The organism is Acidobacteriota bacterium (assembly GCA_016715115.1).
Taxonomy (GTDB): domain Bacteria; phylum Acidobacteriota; class Blastocatellia; order Pyrinomonadales; family Pyrinomonadaceae; genus JAFDVJ01.
On record JADKBM010000016.1, the window covers coordinates 1,010,939 to 1,029,167 of the forward strand.

An 18,229-nucleotide genomic window follows, 5' to 3' on the forward strand; every position below is an offset into this window, starting at 1 on the left:
CCAATTGCTTGACGGGCGTCCTCGTGTCATCTGCATTCGTTGTGATTGCAGAGTTTAGCAGGATGAACGAAAACATTCAGTTTCTTCAGGCGTTTCTCAAGAATCCGCTCAAGGTCGGCTCGATAGCGCCGTCCTCGCCGGAACTTGCGGCGGCGATGATCGCAGGGATGAAACCCGAAAGAGACAATATCGTCCTCGAACTTGGCGTCGGAACCGGCGCGATCACGAAATTCCTGCAGGAGATCATCCCCGATGAAGAATCGTATCTTGGTATCGAACTTGACCGGGATCTCGTTCGTTCTCTGAAACGCAATTATCCGGATTTGAAGATCGTTTGCGGCAATGCGTGCGAAACGGTTTCGATCCATCAGAGATCCGGACTCGGAAAAGTCGGTTTTGTGATCTGTTGCCTGCCGTTCGTTTCGCTTCCAAACGAAGTCGGGGACAAGATCTTGAGCGAGATCGACCTGCTGATGCAGAACGGATGCACGTTTCGGACGTTTCAATACGCGCACGGCTACTATATGCCGTCGGCGATCAAACTCCGCGAGTTTATGCGCGCGCGCTACGGCAAATCAAAACGCAGCCCGTTGATCGTCAAGAACGTTCCCCCGGCGTACACGCTGACCTGGGCGACAAAGTGATTTGCGATTTGCGATTTGCGATTTGCGATTTGCGATTTGCGATTTGTTAAGTGTTCGACGGCATTTCCGCTCTGCGGTTGCTTCGGTTCTTTTTTTCAGTTTATTTTCGCAGAAGTCGGATTTATTCGGTCAAGTTGAAACGATTCCATTCAGTTTCGCGTCTTTGTCCTCAGGCTTATCATTATCATCCAGGAGAAATCAATCTAATGTTACGACGCAGAGTAATCAGCGCGTTCTTGCTACTGGCATTCTTGTTGCCGACGGCCGCGCTCGCAGAAACGAATCCGATCTATCAGGCGCCGAAAGACGTCATCGACAAGATCAAGGAAGAAGGAACGAAGAATTCGCAGGTAATGAAAACGCTCAGTTACCTGACCGACGTTATTGGCGGGCGTCTTACCGCATCGCCAAATCTGAAACGCGCCAACGAATGGACGCGCGACACGATGGCGAAATGGGGGATGCAAAACGCAAAACTCGAGGCGTGGGGACCGTTCGGACGCGGTTGGGAACTCAAGCGGTTTTCGGCTCAGGTTTCGTCTCCATATTCCTTTCCGCTGATCGCCTATCCGAAAGCTTGGTCGCCGGGAATCAGCGTGCCGATGCCCGCTCCGGCCGTGAACCCCAAAGACAAAAAGAGCAAGGTCGCGACGATGCCTGTCCAGACATCGTCGGTCCTGACGTCGGACGTCGTCTTTTTCGATGCCAAGACCGACGCCGACTTCGCGAAGTTCAAAGGGCAGCTTAAGGGCAAGATCGTTCTGATGTCGGACCTCCGCGAGGTCAAGGCTGATTTTGAAGGAATGGGCGAACGCTTGACCGACAAACAACTGCTCGAAATGGCGAACTCGCCGGATCCGGCCAGCGTTCAGCGTCCCGGCGGACAGGGTAATCCGGCCCAGATGCAGGCACGCCTCGAGCGCTTCATCGCCGGTGCGAGACGCGCCAAGTTCCTGATCGAGGAAGGCGCCGCGCTTGTCGTCGACAACAGCGGCAACGGAAGCGGCGGTACGATCTTCGTTTCGGGGGCGTCGGTCGCGGCCGACATTCCGGCGAATCCGATGGACTTTTTCACGCAACGACGCCTTTCGGCCTGGGACAAAGAGGCCGAATCGAAAATGGTTCCGCAAATAACGGTCGCGACCGAGGACTACAACCGTCTGGTGAGAATGCTCCAGGCGGGCGAAAAGGTCCAACTGACGGTCGATCTCGCGGTCCAATATCACGATGAAGATACGATGGCGTACAACACCGTCGCCGAAATTCCGGGAACCGATCCGACGCTCAAGGAAGAACTCGTGATGCTCGGCGGGCATATCGATTCGTGGCACGCGGGCACCGGCGCGACCGACAACGCGGCCGGTGTCGCGGTGGCTATGGAAGCGGCGCGCATCATTCAGACCCTTGGACTTAAGCCGCGCCGGACGATTCGCGTCGGTCTCTGGTCAGGCGAAGAGCAGGGCCTTTTCGGCTCGTCGAATTACGTTAAACAACATTTCGGCGAAATGAAGGGCGGCGGCAACATATTCGGCATCCCGCAGCCGAACGCACAGAAACCGGAACTGATCAAGGGAGCGGATTACGACAAACTCTCTGCTTATTACAATCTCGACAACGGGACCGGAAAGATCCGCGGGGTCTATATGCAGGGCAACGCTGCTGTCGCGCCGATCTTCCGGGCGTGGCTCGCGCCGTTCGGCGAAATGGGCGCTTCGACGCTGACGATGCAGAACACGGGCGGAACTGATCACCTGGCGTTCGACCGAGTCGGGCTTCCGGGCTTCCAGTTCATCCAGGACGAGATCGAGTACGACACACGGACTCACCACTCGAACCAGGACGTCTACGACCGCATCCAGGCCGACGATATGAAACAGGCCGCGATCATTATGGCCGCGTTTGTTTATCAGACCGCGATGATGGACGAGAAAATGCCGCGCAAGCCGATGAGGTAAGCAGGTCAAGCGAGAAGCGAAAAAAAGGCAGGATTTTCGGAAATCGATCCGAATTCCTGCCTTTTTCTTCTTGGCCCCAAAACGGTTCGACGGGTCGGCTTGAGACCTAAACGCGCGACCGACACGCCGGCGCCCGGCGATTACGACGGCAAGCTTGACGCGGCGGTCTTCCGACCGTCGAACGCGACGTGGTACGTCCAGCGCTCGACCGCCGGAACGCTCATTCAGCAGTTCGGGGTATCGACCGACAACCCCGTTCCTTCGGCGTTCATTCCTTAGGCAGGCGACCGATATAGTCATCGAGACGGTCGAGTGATGGGCTTAAGGCACTTGATGGACGGGCAAAAGTCGCGCTATCTTTCGTCTATTGCAGAACGGGAGATTGTTATGAGAATGCTGTTTTCGGCACTGTTCATTCTGGCACTCGGCTCAGAGATCTATTCCCAATCCGGGACGGTTTTGATCGCGCACGACAACTATCTGGTCGGCGGATCGCGCGACGGAAAATGGCTTAAGGAAGACGAAGTGTCGGCGAGCTTCGGAAAACCTTCGAAATTCGTTGTCGTTGACTCGTTCGTGACCGGCAAAACGTCCGAGGTTTACGGCACGCTCGGAGAGCTTGGCTGCGGTGCGAATCAATACTATTTCGGAAATACGGCGAAGATTCCGGACGACGTCTTCGATGACGGGACGCTAAGGCCGACGCTGGCGATCGGCGCGGACGCGAACTGGAATCCGATGCCGCGCAGCCCCAAGAAACTCAATCCGGCGGCTTATCGGAAGATCGCTCTCGACTTTCTCCGATCCAAGGGAATTAGAGTCAAAACGGTAAAGATCGAAAAAGTTGTTTCGATCGATCTCGAAGGTGACGGCACCCAGGAGATCTTTATCGAAGCGACGAATTACAAGGACAGGAACGGCGAGATCCAGTCGTTGCCGCGCGCCGGGAATTATTCGTTCGTCTTGATGAGAAGGACGGTCGGCGGGAAGACCAAGAATTACCTCATCGAAGGCGAGTTTTATCCGACGAAACCCGTAGACCCTGACTACATCAGCGAGTATGATCTTTCGGCGATCGCCGATCTCAACGGCGACGGGAAAATGGAAGTTGTTTTGAAGGGTCTGTTTTCTTACGGAGGCGTCTCAAGCGATGTTTATGAGTCCGCGGGAAGCGCCTTGAATAACGTTTTGTCGATTGAATGCGGGGACTAGGCGGCGTTATGATCCGAATGAAATGCAGACAATGCGGGAGTGAGATCACAAATGACGCCGGCGCGAAGCTGTCGTTCTGCAACAATTGCGGTGCCGCGATCAACAGCATTTCCGCCGGAGACGAAATAGGTCGCGATCCGAAAGGCCGGTTCTTTCCGGGCCTGGTCCTTGGAGCCGGTTTGACGCTCTTCCTAGGCGGTGCGGCTTATCTTCTGACGATATATCTGACTTCGTCGGTTTCGACCACCGGAGCGCCATCGGCAAAGTCGTCGCCGTGGATCAGACTGCCGGGATCGAATTCGGTTTCGGCTTCTGAGATCACCCAAGTCGTGTTTTCTGAACGAAGTCACGCCGGTCCGCTTGTCGGGTCAGACGAAAGCTATACGACGTCGGGCGCGACGAGCTTTTCGAGCGACGGCGCGGCAATCAAGACCACCGGCGCCAAAATTTACGACACTGGAAAGAAGCAAGGATCCGGGGGGCAAAGATATCAGGCAGTGATATCAACCGACCAATTCCAACGCCTTGCGCAAGTGTTGGTTGACAACGATTTTTCAAAGCTCGGGGACTCGCCCGATAGAATTACGGACACGAGGGAATACAGACTTATCGTGACCTATTCGGGCACGACCAAGACGATCCTGACGAGCAATATCGGAAAAGACACGGATGAAGTAAAGGCGATTCTCGACGCCTTCGAGTCGCTACAAAGTCAGGTCGAGTGGAAATTAACCAACTGATCGTGGCAACCGATACTTCGGTTCCGAATTTCAATCGTGACGAAAAATTTAGCTATGAAAAATAAACCCCTACCGCACTGATGGCGGCGATTCTGCCGATACTGGTGCTGGTTCTCGGCTGCAGCCGTTTGGCAGGACTCAAAACAAACTACCTCGAAAGCGATAATGCGGCGAAAGCCGTCGCCGACGTCAGGTCGAAGGTTCGCTCCGGGAGGGGAAAAACGAAGGATCCGTGAATTTCGACCTGACGGACGGATCGGAGATCAATGCGTCCCGAAACGGACGCGGAATAGACTAATCTACATAAAGATCAAGTTCCAGGAATAGCGTCTCGCCGTAGGGGTTGTGGTAATACGGAGGGATTTCGCGGAAGCCGTAGGATTCGTAGAGACACACGGCTTTTTCCATTTTCGGGGGATAGGTGTCGAGGCGGAGTTTCTTGTAACCGAGTGCTTTTGCTTCGGCGATCAGCGTTTCGATCAGCGCAACGCCGATTCCCTTTCCGCGAAACCCGTCGCGGACAAAAAGCCGCTTCATTTCGCAGATTCCTTCTTCGAGTTTTCTGAGCGCGATGCAACCGGCAAGTTCGTTCGATTCGTATGCGAGCCAGAGACGGCCATCCGGCCGCGCGTATTCGCCCGGCAAGTTAGCGAGTTCTTCGTCGAAATTCTGAAAGCAAAGCGCGAGTCCGAACCACGCCTGATACTCGACGAAAAGATGCCGCGCGAGTTCGATCTGTTCCGGAGATTTGGCCTCGATGATGTTCATTCTGATCGTCGCGGAGTCGGCGCATTTCGCAGGCAATGTCACTTCAAGTATCCGAGTTCCCCTAACTTCTCCATCGTTACCTCCGTCGGCTTGTCAGCCGCCGAATGCGTCAGGATCCGTTCGACATATTTTGCGATCATATCGGTTTCGAGATTGACCGCGTCACCCGATTTGAGTGACGAGAGATTCGTCATCGTCCAGGTTTTCGGAATGATCGCGATCTCGAACCAGTCATCCCCGAGTTCGGCGACCGTCAACGAAATGCCTTCAACCGAGATCGATCCCTTGTAGATCAGATACTTTCCGATCTCGTTCGGAAATCCGATTCGGACGGTCCAGAAATCGCCGCTTCTGCCCGCCGAAACGAACGTTCCGCGGGCATCGACGTGACCTTGAACGATATGCCCGCCGAGGCGCGTCGCCGGCGTCACGGCGCGTTCGAGATTGACGGGCGTCCCCGCGGCGAGCGATCCAAGCGTCGTCATTTTCAGCGTTTCGCCCGAAACATCGGCCGTAAACGAGTCTTTTTCAACTCCGAGCGCCGTCAAACAGACACCATTGACCGCGATTGAGTCGCCGTCCTTCGTCTCTGCCGTAACGACCTTCGCCGCGATCCGGATCCGGGCGCCCGACGCGCTTTTGTCGAGCGACGAGACCTTTCCAAGTTCTTCGATAATTCCCGTAAACACGTTCTTCCAACTTCCTGAGAATCAAAATTTCCAGCCCTTTACCGTAACGCTATCATACTTGAAAATCGAACCATAGCGCGGCCCCTGGTTCGTTAAACTTCTATCCCCGAAGTGATAAGATTGAATTGAAAATATGTTCGATCGTTTCGAAGGAGGTCAAAACGAATGATCTACGATGTTGAGTTGGTTCCACAGAGCACGAATATGTCGTGTTGGGCAGCAAGTATGGCGATGATCCTCGGTTGGCGCGATCAGGCGTCATACGATCCGCAGCGAATCGCGCAAAATCCAGGCGGCACGAATTATATGCCGCAATTTGCGCATAACGGACCGGGACTGGACCCGAACGACCGGTACATTCTCGAGCGAAACGGATTCGTTCTCGAAGCCCCGCAGTGCTACACGCCGGCCGCCATCGAGGCGATGCTGATGCAGTACGGACCGTTGTGGTTTGCTGGACTTGTTCCGGAAGGGCCGCACATCCGGGTTATTCGCGGAATGACCGGCGACCAGGTTTACGTCAACGACCCGTCTCCGGTCGACAGCGGCTCACAATATCGCCGCTCATTCGGCGACATTTTCGGCGAGATGGAAACGCTCGGCGCGCAGGAACTCAACCAGCCGTCGCCGGTTTACATCGCCCATCTTCAGTAAAACCGATTGTCGCGATATCGCTCCCACTCAGCGAATACTATTGCTGTACTGCGTCCGGCGAACTAGTATTCTTCGCCGCCTTCCTTCTCATTCTATTCATCGCCTTCCCGACGTATTCGCAGAAGGCGACATCAATCGTCATCCACGACACGAGTGCCGGCGGCGAGGGTGCGACATCGACCCTTCGGAACGGATTAAATCAGCGCTCGAACGCGAAAGGCCGTGCGTCGAACCGTTCGGCGACCAGGACATCCGCGACGCGATCGAGGACGACGCAAACGGGCGCTTCTCGACAACGAAGTTGTGAAAGAGGTCGCAAACCGGATGAATTCCGGGGTCGTGATCTCGATCAAGATTCTGTTTGGTTTGCGTTGAGGTCGTCCGATACTGAGCAAGAGGACGACTCCGTTTGAGTGCTCTGACTAATACTTGACGGTAGTATATAATTACAATTACTAATGAACTAATTTCAAGGAGGTGTGCCCCGTGATCTACGATGTACCGCTTATTCCGCAGGAAACTGAAATGTCCTGCTGGGCCGCAAGCATTGCAATGATCCTGAGTTGGCGCGATGGCGTCCGCCTCGACCCGAAAAAGATCGCCGAAAATGTCGGCGGAACGAGTTATCTGCCGCAATACATTGATGGCGGTCGCGGCTTGAGCTCAAGCGACCAATACATACTGCAGCAATGGGGATTCGTTCCCGAGATCCCGAAATGCTACACCGAAATCGCGATACTGAGCCAGTTGATGTGTTACGGGCCTTTATGGTGCGCGTCGGCGACGCGTTTTGGCCCGCACGTTCGCGTGATCAGCGGAATGATGGGCAATCGGCTTTTTCTTAACGATCCGCGCCCACCGGGTGTCGGCGAGCGATATGAATCCAGTTTCAATGCGGTGTTCGGACTGCAGGAAGAATTGGCCCGAATGGAGGCGGCCGAGACGTCGCCGGTCTATCTCGCCCATCTGCAATAGCACGCGCCTCCTGTCACCGGCAAACGATCGGAGCTTCCGCAAACCTGACGATGCTTGCCTGAACGCACTCGCTGCCGGACGGGAAAACGAAGAGCAGATCTGAGACTGGTAAAACCTAAATGAAATCAGAGCGATCAGTCGGCCTTTTCGATCGCCGAAAGCTTGCGGATGTCGATCGAGATCGGTTCGTGATTTTCGATCGGGTTGTACATCGTCGCAAATTTATAGCCAAAGCGGATCTCTCCGGTCTTGTACGATGAACGGGCGTGAACAGACTGCGCGAACGTCTCATCGGTCGCGGAAAGCAGGATAAGCAACTCGGCGTCGATGCGTTTGAAATCGGCCTCGGTCATACCGAACATCGGCGATGATTCGTCGATCGGATGGACAACCGTCCAAGCCAGCGGAAAGAATGACACGTTCGATCTTTCGAGCTTCAGAAGATCGAATTTTCGGACGATCCGTCCGTTCTCTTCGCAAAATCTCGAAAATGCGACCTGCGCGTTGACGTCGATCAGTTGGTTGTTTCGGCTGTTCGCGATGCGGAACATCAGTCCGGTGAGGTCCCGATACGGCGCGACAATCGCGTTCTCGCTGAAGATGATCCGCGCCGTCGGCCGTGCAAAACGGGCGAAGACGACACCGGTGATGAGGGCATTGGCGAGCAGGCTGTAATACGATTCGATCGTCACGATCATATTCGGCCAAAAACCGACGGGATGGATCGTACCGTAACCGATCGTGGCAAAGGTTTGAACGGAAAAGAAGAACGCCCTCACAAAAATGTTCTCAAACGGTATCGACGAAGTATCGACCAGGGCGTCGGCTCCGAACGCCGAGTAAATCAGCCCGAAAAAGACGTTGCTAACGAAATAGAGAAGCAAAACGAGTCCAAGGAACGCCGACCAGGACATCGTAAGCGAGTAATGATAGACGTTGAGGGTCGTGAGTCGCCCCATTCCGGTCCGGGCGACGTTAAACGAACCGTCTCGATTCAGAAACCGCAGCCGGCTTTCTGAGGCTACCTTGGCCCCAAATCCAAGATCTCGGCTCTCCTGGGTTACTTCGTTCTCTCCGGTTTCTTGTCGGGACATCTTTTTTTATTGTGAGCAGTGAGCGGTAGGCAGTAAGCCGGAAGCAGTGGTCAGGTGGGCCGTCATTTGCTCACTGCCTACTGCTCACCGCTCACCGCTCACCGCTCACTGCTCACCGCTCACCGCTCACCGCTCACCGCTCACCGCTCACCGCTCACCGCTCACCGCTCACCGCTCACCGCTCACCGCTCACTGCTTACTGCCTACTGCTCACCGCTCACCGCTCACCGCTCACCGCTCACCGCTCACCGCTCACCGTTCACCGCTCACCGTTCACCGCTCACCGCTCACCGTTCACCGCTCACCGCTCACCGCTCACCGCTCACCGCTCACCGCTCACCGCTCACCGCTCACCGCTCACCGCTCACCGCTCACCGTTCACCGCTCACCGCTCACCGCTCACCGCTCACTGCTTACTGCCTACTGCTCACCGCTCACCGCTCACTGAAACATCAAACCACATATTCGTCAGTTTCTCCTGAATCGAATTCGCCCGCAGACGATCGTTCAGGTTCTTGAAATCGACGAAATCGAGGTCTTGATCCTGATTGAAACACGAAAACACGAAAAACTCTTCGCCGGTATGCGGGTTGACGTGTCGCTGCAGGCACTGCGCGCAGACTTCCTTCATCATGCATTGCATCGGCGAGTTGATCGAACCGATGGCCGTGTGTTTTTCCTTCAGATACGGCATCAACGCGTTGAATCTCGCCTCCTTGACGCCGTTCATCATCCGGTCCGAACCGATCGCGATGATGCGGTCGACATCGCTCAATTCGACTGTTTTCGTCCCGAGCTTGCCTTCCGCATAAGCGACCATCGCCTGCACGATGTTCCCGCGGAAATGCGCGTCGTGCGGCCGTTGCGGTTCGATCTCGACGCCGGCGTCGGTCGCCCAGATGACCTGGTCGGTCGCTTTCTCGATCTCTTCCCGCTTGTACATATCGGCGCCGTTCTTGTAGCCGGCGAAATAGATCACCTTGTTGTTCTTCTCGCGCATCGCCTTGGCGATCGAAAAGAGCACGGCGTTTCCGAGTCCGCCGCCGGCGAGCATCACCGTTTCGTTCTCAGGGATCTCGGTCGGAGTTCCGGTCGGTCCCATCACGACCACTTCCTCGCCTTCTTTGAGCAGCGCGCAAAGACGCGACGAGGTTCCCATTTCGAGGACGATCATCGAAAGAAGGCCTTTTTCCTTGTCCGTCCACGCGCCGGTCAGCGCGAGGCCTTCCATCATTAGACGCTTGCCGTTGATGACCGGCGCCGTCGTTTCGTAATTCTGCAAGCGATAGAACTGGCCGGGCTCGAATTTTCGCGCCTGAAGCGGAGCTTTGACGATGACATCGACGATCGTCGGCGTCAGCCGTTCGACCTTCACGACGTAAGCCTTGAGCTGTTCGTCGAGCGTCGCTTCGAGTTTGTCGAAGATCGAATCCCTGTCGTTTTGCGAGAGCGCCTTGATTTCGTCGGCGAAGAGTTCGACGACCTTTTCGTAGCCGAACTTGGCTGACGCCATCGCCTTGACGACGTTTCCGGCGTACTTGGGATGATTGTCGCCGTAATACGAGATGAACTTTCCATCGCGTTCGTACGAAGTGAAGAATCCGGTTTCGTCCCTGGTCGCCTCGACGGCGTGAAATTTCCCGTCGCCGTTCCTTTCGAGTTTGAACGGCTGAAAAAACTGGCGCCATTCGTCGAGCTTGAAAGTTCCCGGTTTTTCCTTTTCGTAAATGACGTTCGGCGAGGTTCCGGCGGCAACGCAGACGGTCCGCGCCGGGAGCGTGACAAACTCTCCGGCGCGCGAGAACTTGCCGGTCTCCGCATCGTAGTTTTGTTTTTCGAACACCAGCGCGCGAATCGCGCCATACTCATCGGGAACCGCCTCGGTCGGCGACATCAATTCAATGATACTGATTCCCTCTTCGAATGCTTTCTGGATTTCCTCGTGGTTCAGACGATAGGCGGGCGAATCCTGCAGGCGTTTGCGATAAACGAGCGCGACGCCGCCCCATTTTTCGAGGAGCGGCACAAAATTCGGCTCTTCGCCGGCCTCGGCTGCACGTTTTCGCTCTTCGCGGATCGCTTTTCCGTGGACGAGAAACTCGCCCATAACCTTCTTTTCTTCCTCGTCGAAAGCTTTCCAAGCGCCTTCTTCGCCGATCTCCGCCGCGATATCTTCGAAGTACGCGAGCATCTTTTCAACTTGGACGGGATAATACGCCATCAACTCCGTCGCCGTGTCGATTCCGGTCAGTCCGCCGCCGATGACCACCGCCGGAAGGCGGACCTGCAAATTCGAAAGCGTGTCTTTTTTGAAAGCGCCGGTCAGTTGCAGCGCCATCAGAAAATCGCTCGCCTTGCGGATTCCGCGGATCAAATTGTTCTTCATCGGGACGATCGTCGGACGACCGGCCCCGGTCGCGATCGCGATATGGTCAAAGCCGAATTCCCACGCGTCCTCGATCGTCAGCGTGCCGCCGAAACGCACGCCGCCGAAGGCTCGAAAACGCTTGCGGCGGAAGAGCATCAGCTGCATCATCGTCAGGAAGTTCTTGTCCCAGCGAACGGTGATGCCGTATTCGGAAACCCCGCCGAACCCGGAGAGAACGCGTTCATCAAGTTCGTCCGTGATCTCCGAAAGATCCTTGATCGGCTTCGGCGTCGCCTTGCCAAGATTTCCGGTCCACGAATCCGGAAGCGGCTCGATCTTCAGACCGTCAACGCCGATGACGCCGAATCCTTCGTTCAGAAGATAATGTGCCAACGTGTAGCCTGCCGGCCCGAGCCCGACGACAAGCACGTTCTTGCCGTTGTAGGGCAACTGATACGGCTGCTTTGCGTTGAGCGGATTCCAGCGCGTCAGCAGATTGTAGATCTCAAAACCGTATGGAAGATTCAACACGTCGGTCAGACTCGCGGTCTCGGCAAGCGGAATGTTCACCGGCTCCTGCTTCTGGAAAATGCAGCCCTTCATACAGTCGTTGCAGATGCGGTGACCGGTTCCGGCGCACATCGGGTTGTCGATCGTCACCAACGCGAGCGAGGCGATCGAATCGCCCTGCTTTTTCATCAAATGCATTTCCGATATCTTCTCGTCGAGCGGGCAACCCTCGGTCTTGATGCCGAGCGGGTTGCGCTTCGGCGCGCCGTCTTTCTCACGCAGACCTGTCGAGCAGCTGTCCTTGTCGCGTTCGTGGCAGATCAGGCAATAATCGATCTCGGCCAAGGCATCGCGCTGCGTCCCGCGGTGGTCCGTGAGTTTGAATCCGTCGCGGCGGCGCAGATTCGCATCGTGGCCGCGCATAATGCTGTGCAGTTTTTGATCCGGCCGATGCAGATGAACGAGATTCTGATAGTCGATCGGATGCGGCGTTTTGAATGAGTACCATTTCCGCGTTTTGCCGTGAAACTGGATCGCGGACCACTGTTCGAGGATCTGAAGCGCGGCTTTGATCTGCAGCAAATCCCCGGAGCCTTCGATCTCGAGAATGTTCTTTTCGAAAATCTTGCCAAACGTTTTCTGTTCGAGTTTGCGATACGCGTCGCCGATCTTCGCAATCGTCTCGCGCGTTTTTTGAGAGGCTTCGACGTCTTTCGTCAGTTCCTCTTCGGCATCGGCCAGTTTTGCGGTCATCGTCGCGACCGCCAGTTCTTCGTCGAACGGGATGGTTTCGTCAAAAGCCGCGAACTGAAGTTCCCGGATCGCCTGGGTCAGGTCGTTCGCCGCGAGTTCCGCGACTTTATCGGCGCCATACTTCTTCGCTGCGCGGCGTTGGACGAAGAACTTGTATTGCCAGATCGGACTCTGGCGTAGGATCGTCCGCTGAAACTGGTCGCGCTCGCGTTCGATGCCGAAAAGCCTGGCGACAAACTCCGACAGATGCGGCGCGGCATCGGTCAAAATGTTCGACGCGGCGCGCTTTTCGATGCCCTCACCGCGAGCGCTTATGTAGTTGACGAGCGCTTCGTGGAGCACCGGTTCACGGTCTGCGACCTCCGCGTAAAAGGCGTCGGCGAGATCTTTCAGCCGACCGGCGTCGAAAAGATCGGAAAATCGAAATCCTTCGATCCCAAGGTCAAAATCATTGTTGTTCAACATCTCTTTATCGGAAACGGGGGTCATATAAGCTTCTTAACCTGATATACATTAAGTGAATCCAAAAGGTTAAATATAGCATTTGCGCCTTGGTGGGGACAAAACGCCGACGTGGCGAACCGACCTCGAAACGTCGTTCCACCCTTCGATTTTTTAGCAGTTCCGATTGTTTCGGTGCGAATCGTGGCGATTTATGTGCTATAAAATAGTTTTGTCAAAAGGTTAGAACCAGACGGAGTTTGCAGATCAGATATGGAAAAGGACGAGCGTTTATTGCCCTTGCCGACAAATTTACAGGTTACGAAACAAGACGACTATCCGGCTTCGTACTCGCCGTTTTACGATGACGAGAACTTTGAGGATCGACGTTCGATCCGCGAATATTTCAACGTCATTTACAAACGGCTGCCGCTGATTCTGGCTCTTTCGATCCTCGTCACGGCGGGTGCCGCGTTCTATATGTATCGCCAGCCGTCGATCTATTCCGCGACGACGACGATGGTTATCGAGCCGCGAAAGCCCAAGGTTCAGCAGAAGGATGCGATCAACATCAATTTCGGCAACGACGCCAACTATTCGAACACCCAGTTGCAGCTTTTGCAGAGCCCGGATCTGATGCGCCAGGTCGTCGTCGGACTCGGACTGCATCGCGACCCGAATCTGTTCGCCGATCAGAACCGCGGCTTTCTCAATTCGGTGAAATCCCTATTCGGCGGCGACAAGCCGAAGACGGACGGCCAGAGTTCGCTGCCGGTGTTGTCCGATTCTTCTTCGAATATCGACAGCAAGGTGGTTTTGACGCCCGCCGAACGTGCTCTCGCCGACCAGTACTCGGGAACCTTCCTCGGAAACCTTCGCGTCGATCCGGTCGACCGCACGAATCTCGTGACGCTGACGCTCCAGAGCACGAATCCGGACGTCGCTCCGAAGGTAACGGATATGCTGGCGAAGGTCTTCATCAAGAACGACGAAGAACTTGAAACACAGGGCTCAAAGAACGCCTACGAGGAACTGAGGAAGTCGATCGACGAGCTCAAAACCGGGATCGGCAATCAGGAAGCCGAACTGATCAGTCTTTTGCAGGGAAACAATTTGCCGCTCCAGGATAAGGGCGGAGATTTTCGAAACAACGCGCTTCAGACTCTCTACACACAGTATCAGGAAGCCCGAAATGAGCGTTTGAAGATCGAGGCTCAATACGGCTCGGCAAAGAAGGCGGCCGACGGCAAGGGCGGAATCCTCGCGGTCGTACCGGACAACAAGGCTATTCTCGCCGCGCGCGAGCAGAACCTGAAACGGCAGGCGGACCTTGAAAAGCGAATCGAGGATCTCGACAAGAAGGTCAAGGAAGGCGAGGAAGAACGCGCCGCGCTGCTTGAGAAGTACACCGAAGAATACTCGAAGGTAAAGGAAGTCACGGCGCGGATCGCGAAGCTCGAAGAACAAAAGACGAACCTTCAGAAAGAGATCTCGAAAAAGATCGACGACGAGGGAACAAAACTCGTCCGGAATGCCGAGAAGGAAGTGGTTTCTGGACTCGAAGCGCAGTTGCAGACCCTCATCCGGCGCGAAGGACAACTCTACGAAGGTTACAAACAGGAAGAACAAAAAGCGAACATCGAGGGCCAGGCCGAAACGCGCTTGACGACTCTCAAACGCGAGATCGAAACCAATCGCAGCCTTCTCGACACCTATACGCAGCGCCAGAAAGAACAGGAACTGGCTCTCAGCAGCAGCCGGCCTGACAATATCAAGATCACCGGCGAAGCGATTCGGCCGACGCAGCCGATCGGTCCGCAGCGCAACCGAAACATTTTGGTCGCTTTCCTGGTCTCTCTCGCGGCCGGGGTCGGACTCGCGTTCCTGCTTGATTATCTCGACGACTCGATCCGGACGTCCGACGATATCGGACGGCATCTCGGACTTCCGACGCTGGCGCTGATCCCGCATCAGGCTCCGGACAAACGACGGCTCGCGATGGCCGCCAAATCGAACGGGATCGCTTCGACGGCATTGATCACGCTCGAGGACACGCGGTCCGCGATGGCCGAATCGTATCGGCATTTGCGCACCTCGCTTCTCTTTTCGTCCGCCGGCAAGCCGCCGCAGACGATGCTCGTTACCTCTTCGCAACCGGCTGAAGGAAAGACAACGACGGCGATCAACACGGCGATCACGCTCGCGCAAGCCGGAGCGGAAGTCGTCCTTATCGACTGCGACTTGCGGCGTCCGCGTCTCCACAGTCATTTCGACCTGCCGAATTCGAGCGGTTTGACGAACTATCTTTCGGGCGAAAAGAACCCCGAAGCCCTGTTGCGAAACTACGCGAGTCTGCCGAAACTCAAGATCATCACGAGCGGGCCGATTCCGCCGAACCCGGCTGAACTCCTGAGTTCGAACGAGATGCGAAATCTGCTGCAGTTTCTGCGTGGCAACTTCAAGCACGTCATCATCGACTCGCCGCCCGCGATCTCGTTTACGGACGCGGCGATCCTTGCGACGCTGGTCGATGGCGTGATCCTCGTCGCGATGGCCGGAAAGAGTTCGATCCATCTGATGCGGCGCTTCAAACAACGGCTGGCGAACCTCGGAACGCGAATTTACGGAGTTGTTTTGAACGGCATCAAGGCGGACTCGGTCGAGTACGGTTATTACGGCTACGGCCAAACGTACAGCTATTACACCGCGCACAACGACGATTCGACGCCGTTTTTGGAAGATCTCGAAGCGCCCGTGCAGAATGAGCGGGCCGAGAAATAAGTCGTGCTTACAGGGTCACCCATTGGGTAACCCTGTTCGATCAACCGGCATTTCTTGAAACCACGAAGCGCAGCACACGAAGCTTCTTCTTTCTTCGTGTGCCTTCGCGCGCTTCGTGGTTCAATTCAACCAATCAGAAATCTTTTAAGCGCATCTTCCCAGTCCGGGAGCGGCGCGAGACCAAACTGCTCGCTGAAAAGACACGTGAGTCTACAGTTCGGCGGCCGCGGGGCGGGACGTTTCAAAGTTTCGGCAGCCGCCGGCTCGAGCAATTTCCGGTCGTAGCCCATCAAATCACAGACCTTCTCGGCGAATCCGGCATAACTCGTCCCGTCACCGGAGTTTGTGACGTGAAACACGCAAGGCATATCGAGTTCGGCGAGTTCGCGAAGCCGCCGCGCGAGATCGACCGAATACGTCGGCGTTCCGAACGAGTCATAGATCGCCTTGATCGACTTGCCTTGTCCCAGCAGATCGGCCATCACGCTAAGGAAGTTCGTTCCGCCATTGCCATAGATCCAGCCCGTCCGAACGATGATCGAACGGGCGTATGAATCGCGCGCCCGGTTTTCGCCTTCAAGCTTGGCCCGCGCATATGCTCCCAAAGGGTTTGGCGTCTCGCGCTGGGTGTAGAATCCGTCCTTTTCACCGTCAAAAACGTAGTCGGTCGAGATCGTCACGAACCGCGCGTCGACCTGTCGCGCCGCGAGCGCAAGATTTGCGACGCCGGTCGAGTTGGCGGCGAAACAGCGTTCGACCTGCGTTTCGGAACCGTCAACGTCGGTATAGGCGGCGCAGTTGATGATCGCGTCCGGACGCAACGATCCGACCAGATCCGACACCTGGCCCAACGCCGAAATGTCGAGCTCGTTTCGCGTCAACGCGGTCACGCTGTCGCCGATGGACTTGCAGTACTGGGCCGTCGCGCGCGCGACCATTCCGTTTGCGCCGGTGATCAGGATCTTCATAGAAAGCCTAAACGAGGTGTCCGTACATCTTGCGGTAGTATTCGCGATAAGCGCCGTTGCGAATGTTATTGACCCAATCTTCGTTTGCGAGGTACCAGTCGACGGTCGTTCTCAGACCTTCCTCCCAGGTCATTTGCGGGTTCCAGCCGAGTTCGGTTTCGGCGCGCGACGCCTCGATCGCGTAACGGCGATCGTGACCGAGGCGATCGGTGACGTATTTGATCAGTGAATGCGGCTTTCCGAGGGTGTCGAGAATCGCCGTCACGACCTCGATGTTGCGGCGTTCATTTCGGGCTCCGATATTGTAGTGCGCGCCCGAATGTCCGTTTGTGTAAGCCAGCCAGATCGCTCGCGCGTGGTCGTCGACATAGATCCAGTCACGAACGTTGCGGCCATCGCCGTAAACCGGGAGCGGTTCGTCGCGCAGCGCGTTGGAGATCATCAGCGGAATGAGCTTCTCGGGAAACTGACGCGGGCCGTAATTGTTTCCGCAACGCGTGATGACTGTGTCAAGTCCGAAAGTCTCGCGCGCCGCACGAACGAAATGTTCCGCGGCCGCCTTTGACGCGGCGTACGGCGAATTAGGCTCTAGCGGCGATTCCTCGACGAAAAACGCGCTGTCGTTTTCGGGGAGGCTGCCCATAACCTCGTCGGTCGAAACCTGAACGAACCGACGAACGTTGCGCGCCCGGGCGCAATCGAGCAAGACCTGCGTGCCGAAGACGTTCGTCATTACGAACTCGCCCGCGGAACTGATCGAGCGGTCGACGTGAGACTCCGCCGCGAAATTGAAGATCGCGTCCACGCCGTCCGGCAACGCGCCGAGCACGGCATCCTTGTCGCAGATGTTTCCTTTGACGAAGTTGTGGCGCGAGCTGTCGACGTCCTTGAGATTCTCGAGGTTGCCGGCGTAGGTCAACGCGTCGAAGTTGACCACCCTGACTTCCGGATTCTCCCGAAGGACGAGATGTATGAAGGCGGAACCGATAAATCCGGCGCCGCCGGTAACGAAGATTGTGGACATATGAATGATCGCGCCGGCCGCCTTTATCCGCCAGGCGTTACTTGTCTAGCAGACGCATCTCGCGGAGCAGAATATCCGCATATTTCTTCGGAGTATCGATGTTCTTCAGGATGATCTTCCCGCCATCCTCACTTGCATTGTCGATCACGAGGTTCCCGAATCCCAACATCCTTTGCGAGATGGTTGAAGACACTGAAACGTCCTGAATCGAGCGAAGCGGGACGCTTCTCGAATTTTGGAAGATGAAGCCTTCGTCGATCTCGATCTTCGAATCCGTCAACGTATAGCGGATCATCTTGTTTCGGAAATGATAGAACGCCGGGATGAGAAAGATCGCAAGTCCGAGCGGCACCAGGACCCACCACGGAATGGCAGGCAGAAAAATGCTCAGAAATGCGACCAAAAGCAGGGCGCCGATCGCCGCCAGCACGTAACCGATCTTGACGAACTTCTGCGTCGGACTGATCGAGAAGATATCCGACTCCTCGATCTCGATCCGAACGGCGTCACCGCCCGCCTTTGCCGCGACTCGCGTTTCCTCGTCCGTCTCGAACTTCGTTCCGCATTTCTGACAAAAGACCGCGTCGTCCGAGTTTTCCTTGCCGCATTTGATGCAAAACATAGATTGCTACCATTCCCGAAAATTCTTCGCC

General features: G+C 55.9%; 16 protein-coding genes. 9 read left to right on the forward strand and 7 right to left on the reverse strand.

Annotated elements, in window-relative coordinates:
• Positions 1–62 precede the first annotated feature (62 nt).
• From IPN69_22355 to IPN69_22380, 6 genes are all read left to right on the forward strand, one after another.
• A complete protein-coding gene (locus IPN69_22355) occupies positions 63–644 on the forward strand; it encodes a methyltransferase domain-containing protein (GenBank protein MBK8813448.1) in 582 nt (193 codons plus the stop codon).
• Between the two features lie 206 nt (positions 645–850).
• Complete coding sequence (locus IPN69_22360; GenBank protein ID MBK8813449.1) at positions 851–2,599, forward strand: M20/M25/M40 family metallo-hydrolase; 1,749 nt, start codon at positions 851–853, stop codon at positions 2,597–2,599.
• Positions 2,600–2,698: 99 nt separating this feature from the next.
• Positions 2,699–2,878: a hypothetical protein gene (locus IPN69_22365; protein MBK8813450.1), complete on the forward strand. Its 180-nt coding sequence runs from the start codon at positions 2,699–2,701 to the stop codon at positions 2,876–2,878.
• Between the two features lie 108 nt (positions 2,879–2,986).
• Positions 2,987–3,811, forward strand: coding sequence for a hypothetical protein (locus IPN69_22370; protein MBK8813451.1), 825 nt, complete (start codon positions 2,987–2,989; stop codon positions 3,809–3,811).
• 17 nt (positions 3,812–3,828) lie between these two features.
• Complete coding sequence (locus IPN69_22375; protein ID MBK8813452.1) at positions 3,829–4,551, forward strand: hypothetical protein; 723 nt, start codon at positions 3,829–3,831, stop codon at positions 4,549–4,551.
• Positions 4,552–4,631: 80 nt separating this feature from the next.
• The gene (locus IPN69_22380; protein ID MBK8813453.1) at positions 4,632–4,787 is read left to right on the forward strand and encodes a hypothetical protein; all 156 of its coding nucleotides are present in this window, start codon (positions 4,632–4,634) and stop codon (positions 4,785–4,787) included.
• 58 nt (positions 4,788–4,845) lie between these two features.
• Here IPN69_22380 and IPN69_22385 read toward each other — a convergent pair whose 3' ends face one another.
• Together IPN69_22385 and IPN69_22390 are read right to left on the reverse strand one after the other, a co-directional pair.
• Entirely contained in the window at positions 4,846–5,319 is a 474-nt protein-coding gene (locus tag IPN69_22385; protein ID MBK8813454.1) for a GNAT family N-acetyltransferase, read from the reverse strand.
• Positions 5,320–5,357: 38 nt separating this feature from the next.
• The gene (locus IPN69_22390; protein MBK8813455.1) at positions 5,358–6,008 is read right to left on the reverse strand and encodes a riboflavin synthase; all 651 of its coding nucleotides are present in this window, start codon (positions 6,006–6,008) and stop codon (positions 5,358–5,360) included.
• 165 nt (positions 6,009–6,173) lie between these two features.
• Between IPN69_22390 and IPN69_22395 the strand changes: the two genes are divergently transcribed.
• Positions 6,174–6,662 carry a hypothetical protein gene (locus tag IPN69_22395; GenBank protein ID MBK8813456.1) on the forward strand — a complete coding sequence of 163 codons (489 nt, stop codon included), beginning with the start codon at positions 6,174–6,176 and terminating at the stop codon, positions 6,660–6,662.
• Positions 6,663–7,148: 486 nt separating this feature from the next.
• A complete protein-coding gene (locus tag IPN69_22400) occupies positions 7,149–7,637 on the forward strand; it encodes a hypothetical protein (GenBank protein ID MBK8813457.1) in 489 nt (162 codons plus the stop codon).
• Positions 7,638–7,771: 134 nt separating this feature from the next.
• On the opposite strand, the gene IPN69_22405 is transcribed toward IPN69_22400, so the two are convergent.
• On the reverse strand, positions 7,772–8,731 hold the full coding sequence (locus IPN69_22405; protein ID MBK8813458.1) for a transporter: 960 nt from the start codon (positions 8,729–8,731) through the stop codon (positions 7,772–7,774).
• A 427-nt stretch (positions 8,732–9,158) separates the two neighbouring features.
• Positions 9,159–12,827 carry an FAD-dependent oxidoreductase gene (locus IPN69_22410; protein ID MBK8813459.1) on the reverse strand — a complete coding sequence of 1,223 codons (3,669 nt, stop codon included), beginning with the start codon at positions 12,825–12,827 and terminating at the stop codon, positions 9,159–9,161.
• A gap of 249 nt (positions 12,828–13,076) precedes the next feature.
• Here IPN69_22410 and IPN69_22415 point away from each other — a divergent pair, with 249 nt between their 5' ends.
• Entirely contained in the window at positions 13,077–15,584 is a 2,508-nt protein-coding gene (locus IPN69_22415) for a polysaccharide biosynthesis tyrosine autokinase (GenBank protein ID MBK8813460.1), read from the forward strand.
• 125 nt (positions 15,585–15,709) lie between these two features.
• On the opposite strand, the gene rfbD is transcribed toward IPN69_22415, so the two are convergent.
• From rfbD to IPN69_22430, 3 genes are read right to left on the reverse strand one after another with little or no spacing between them, the layout of a single operon-like run.
• Positions 15,710–16,552 (reverse strand): dTDP-4-dehydrorhamnose reductase, encoded by an 843-nt coding sequence (gene rfbD / locus IPN69_22420; GenBank protein ID MBK8813461.1) that lies wholly within the window; start codon positions 16,550–16,552, stop codon positions 15,710–15,712.
• A gap of 7 nt (positions 16,553–16,559) precedes the next feature.
• Entirely contained in the window at positions 16,560–17,576 is a 1,017-nt protein-coding gene (gene rfbB / locus IPN69_22425; GenBank protein ID MBK8813462.1) for a dTDP-glucose 4,6-dehydratase, read from the reverse strand.
• A 37-nt stretch (positions 17,577–17,613) separates the two neighbouring features.
• Complete coding sequence (locus IPN69_22430; GenBank protein ID MBK8813463.1) at positions 17,614–18,198, reverse strand: PH domain-containing protein; 585 nt, start codon at positions 18,196–18,198, stop codon at positions 17,614–17,616.
• Between the last annotated feature and the right edge of the window lie 31 nt (positions 18,199–18,229).

Excerpts from the sequence above, each read along its gene's own strand:
- IPN69_22395 (MBK8813456.1), top strand. The coding sequence starts at position 6,174 with ATGATCTACGATGTTGAGTTGGTTCCACAGAGCACGAATATGTCGTGT.
- IPN69_22430 (MBK8813463.1), bottom strand. The coding sequence starts at position 18,198 with ATGTTTTGCATCAAATGCGGCAAGGAAAACTCGGACGACGCGGTCTTT.
- IPN69_22415 (MBK8813460.1), top strand. The coding sequence starts at position 13,077 with ATGGAAAAGGACGAGCGTTTATTGCCCTTGCCGACAAATTTACAGGTT.
- rfbB (MBK8813462.1), bottom strand. The coding sequence starts at position 17,576 with ATGTCCACAATCTTCGTTACCGGCGGCGCCGGATTTATCGGTTCCGCC.
- IPN69_22380 (MBK8813453.1), top strand. The coding sequence starts at position 4,632 with ATGGCGGCGATTCTGCCGATACTGGTGCTGGTTCTCGGCTGCAGCCGT.
- IPN69_22405 (MBK8813458.1), bottom strand. The coding sequence starts at position 8,731 with ATGTCCCGACAAGAAACCGGAGAGAACGAAGTAACCCAGGAGAGCCGA.
- IPN69_22385 (MBK8813454.1), bottom strand. The coding sequence starts at position 5,319 with ATGAACATCATCGAGGCCAAATCTCCGGAACAGATCGAACTCGCGCGG.
- rfbD (MBK8813461.1), bottom strand. The coding sequence starts at position 16,552 with ATGAAGATCCTGATCACCGGCGCAAACGGAATGGTCGCGCGCGCGACG.
- IPN69_22410 (MBK8813459.1), bottom strand. The coding sequence starts at position 12,827 with ATGTTGAACAACAATGATTTTGACCTTGGGATCGAAGGATTTCGATTT.
- IPN69_22370 (MBK8813451.1), top strand. The coding sequence starts at position 2,987 with ATGAGAATGCTGTTTTCGGCACTGTTCATTCTGGCACTCGGCTCAGAG.
- IPN69_22355 (MBK8813448.1), top strand. The coding sequence starts at position 63 with ATGAACGAAAACATTCAGTTTCTTCAGGCGTTTCTCAAGAATCCGCTC.
- IPN69_22375 (MBK8813452.1), top strand. The coding sequence starts at position 3,829 with ATGAAATGCAGACAATGCGGGAGTGAGATCACAAATGACGCCGGCGCG.
- IPN69_22360 (MBK8813449.1), top strand. The coding sequence starts at position 851 with ATGTTACGACGCAGAGTAATCAGCGCGTTCTTGCTACTGGCATTCTTG.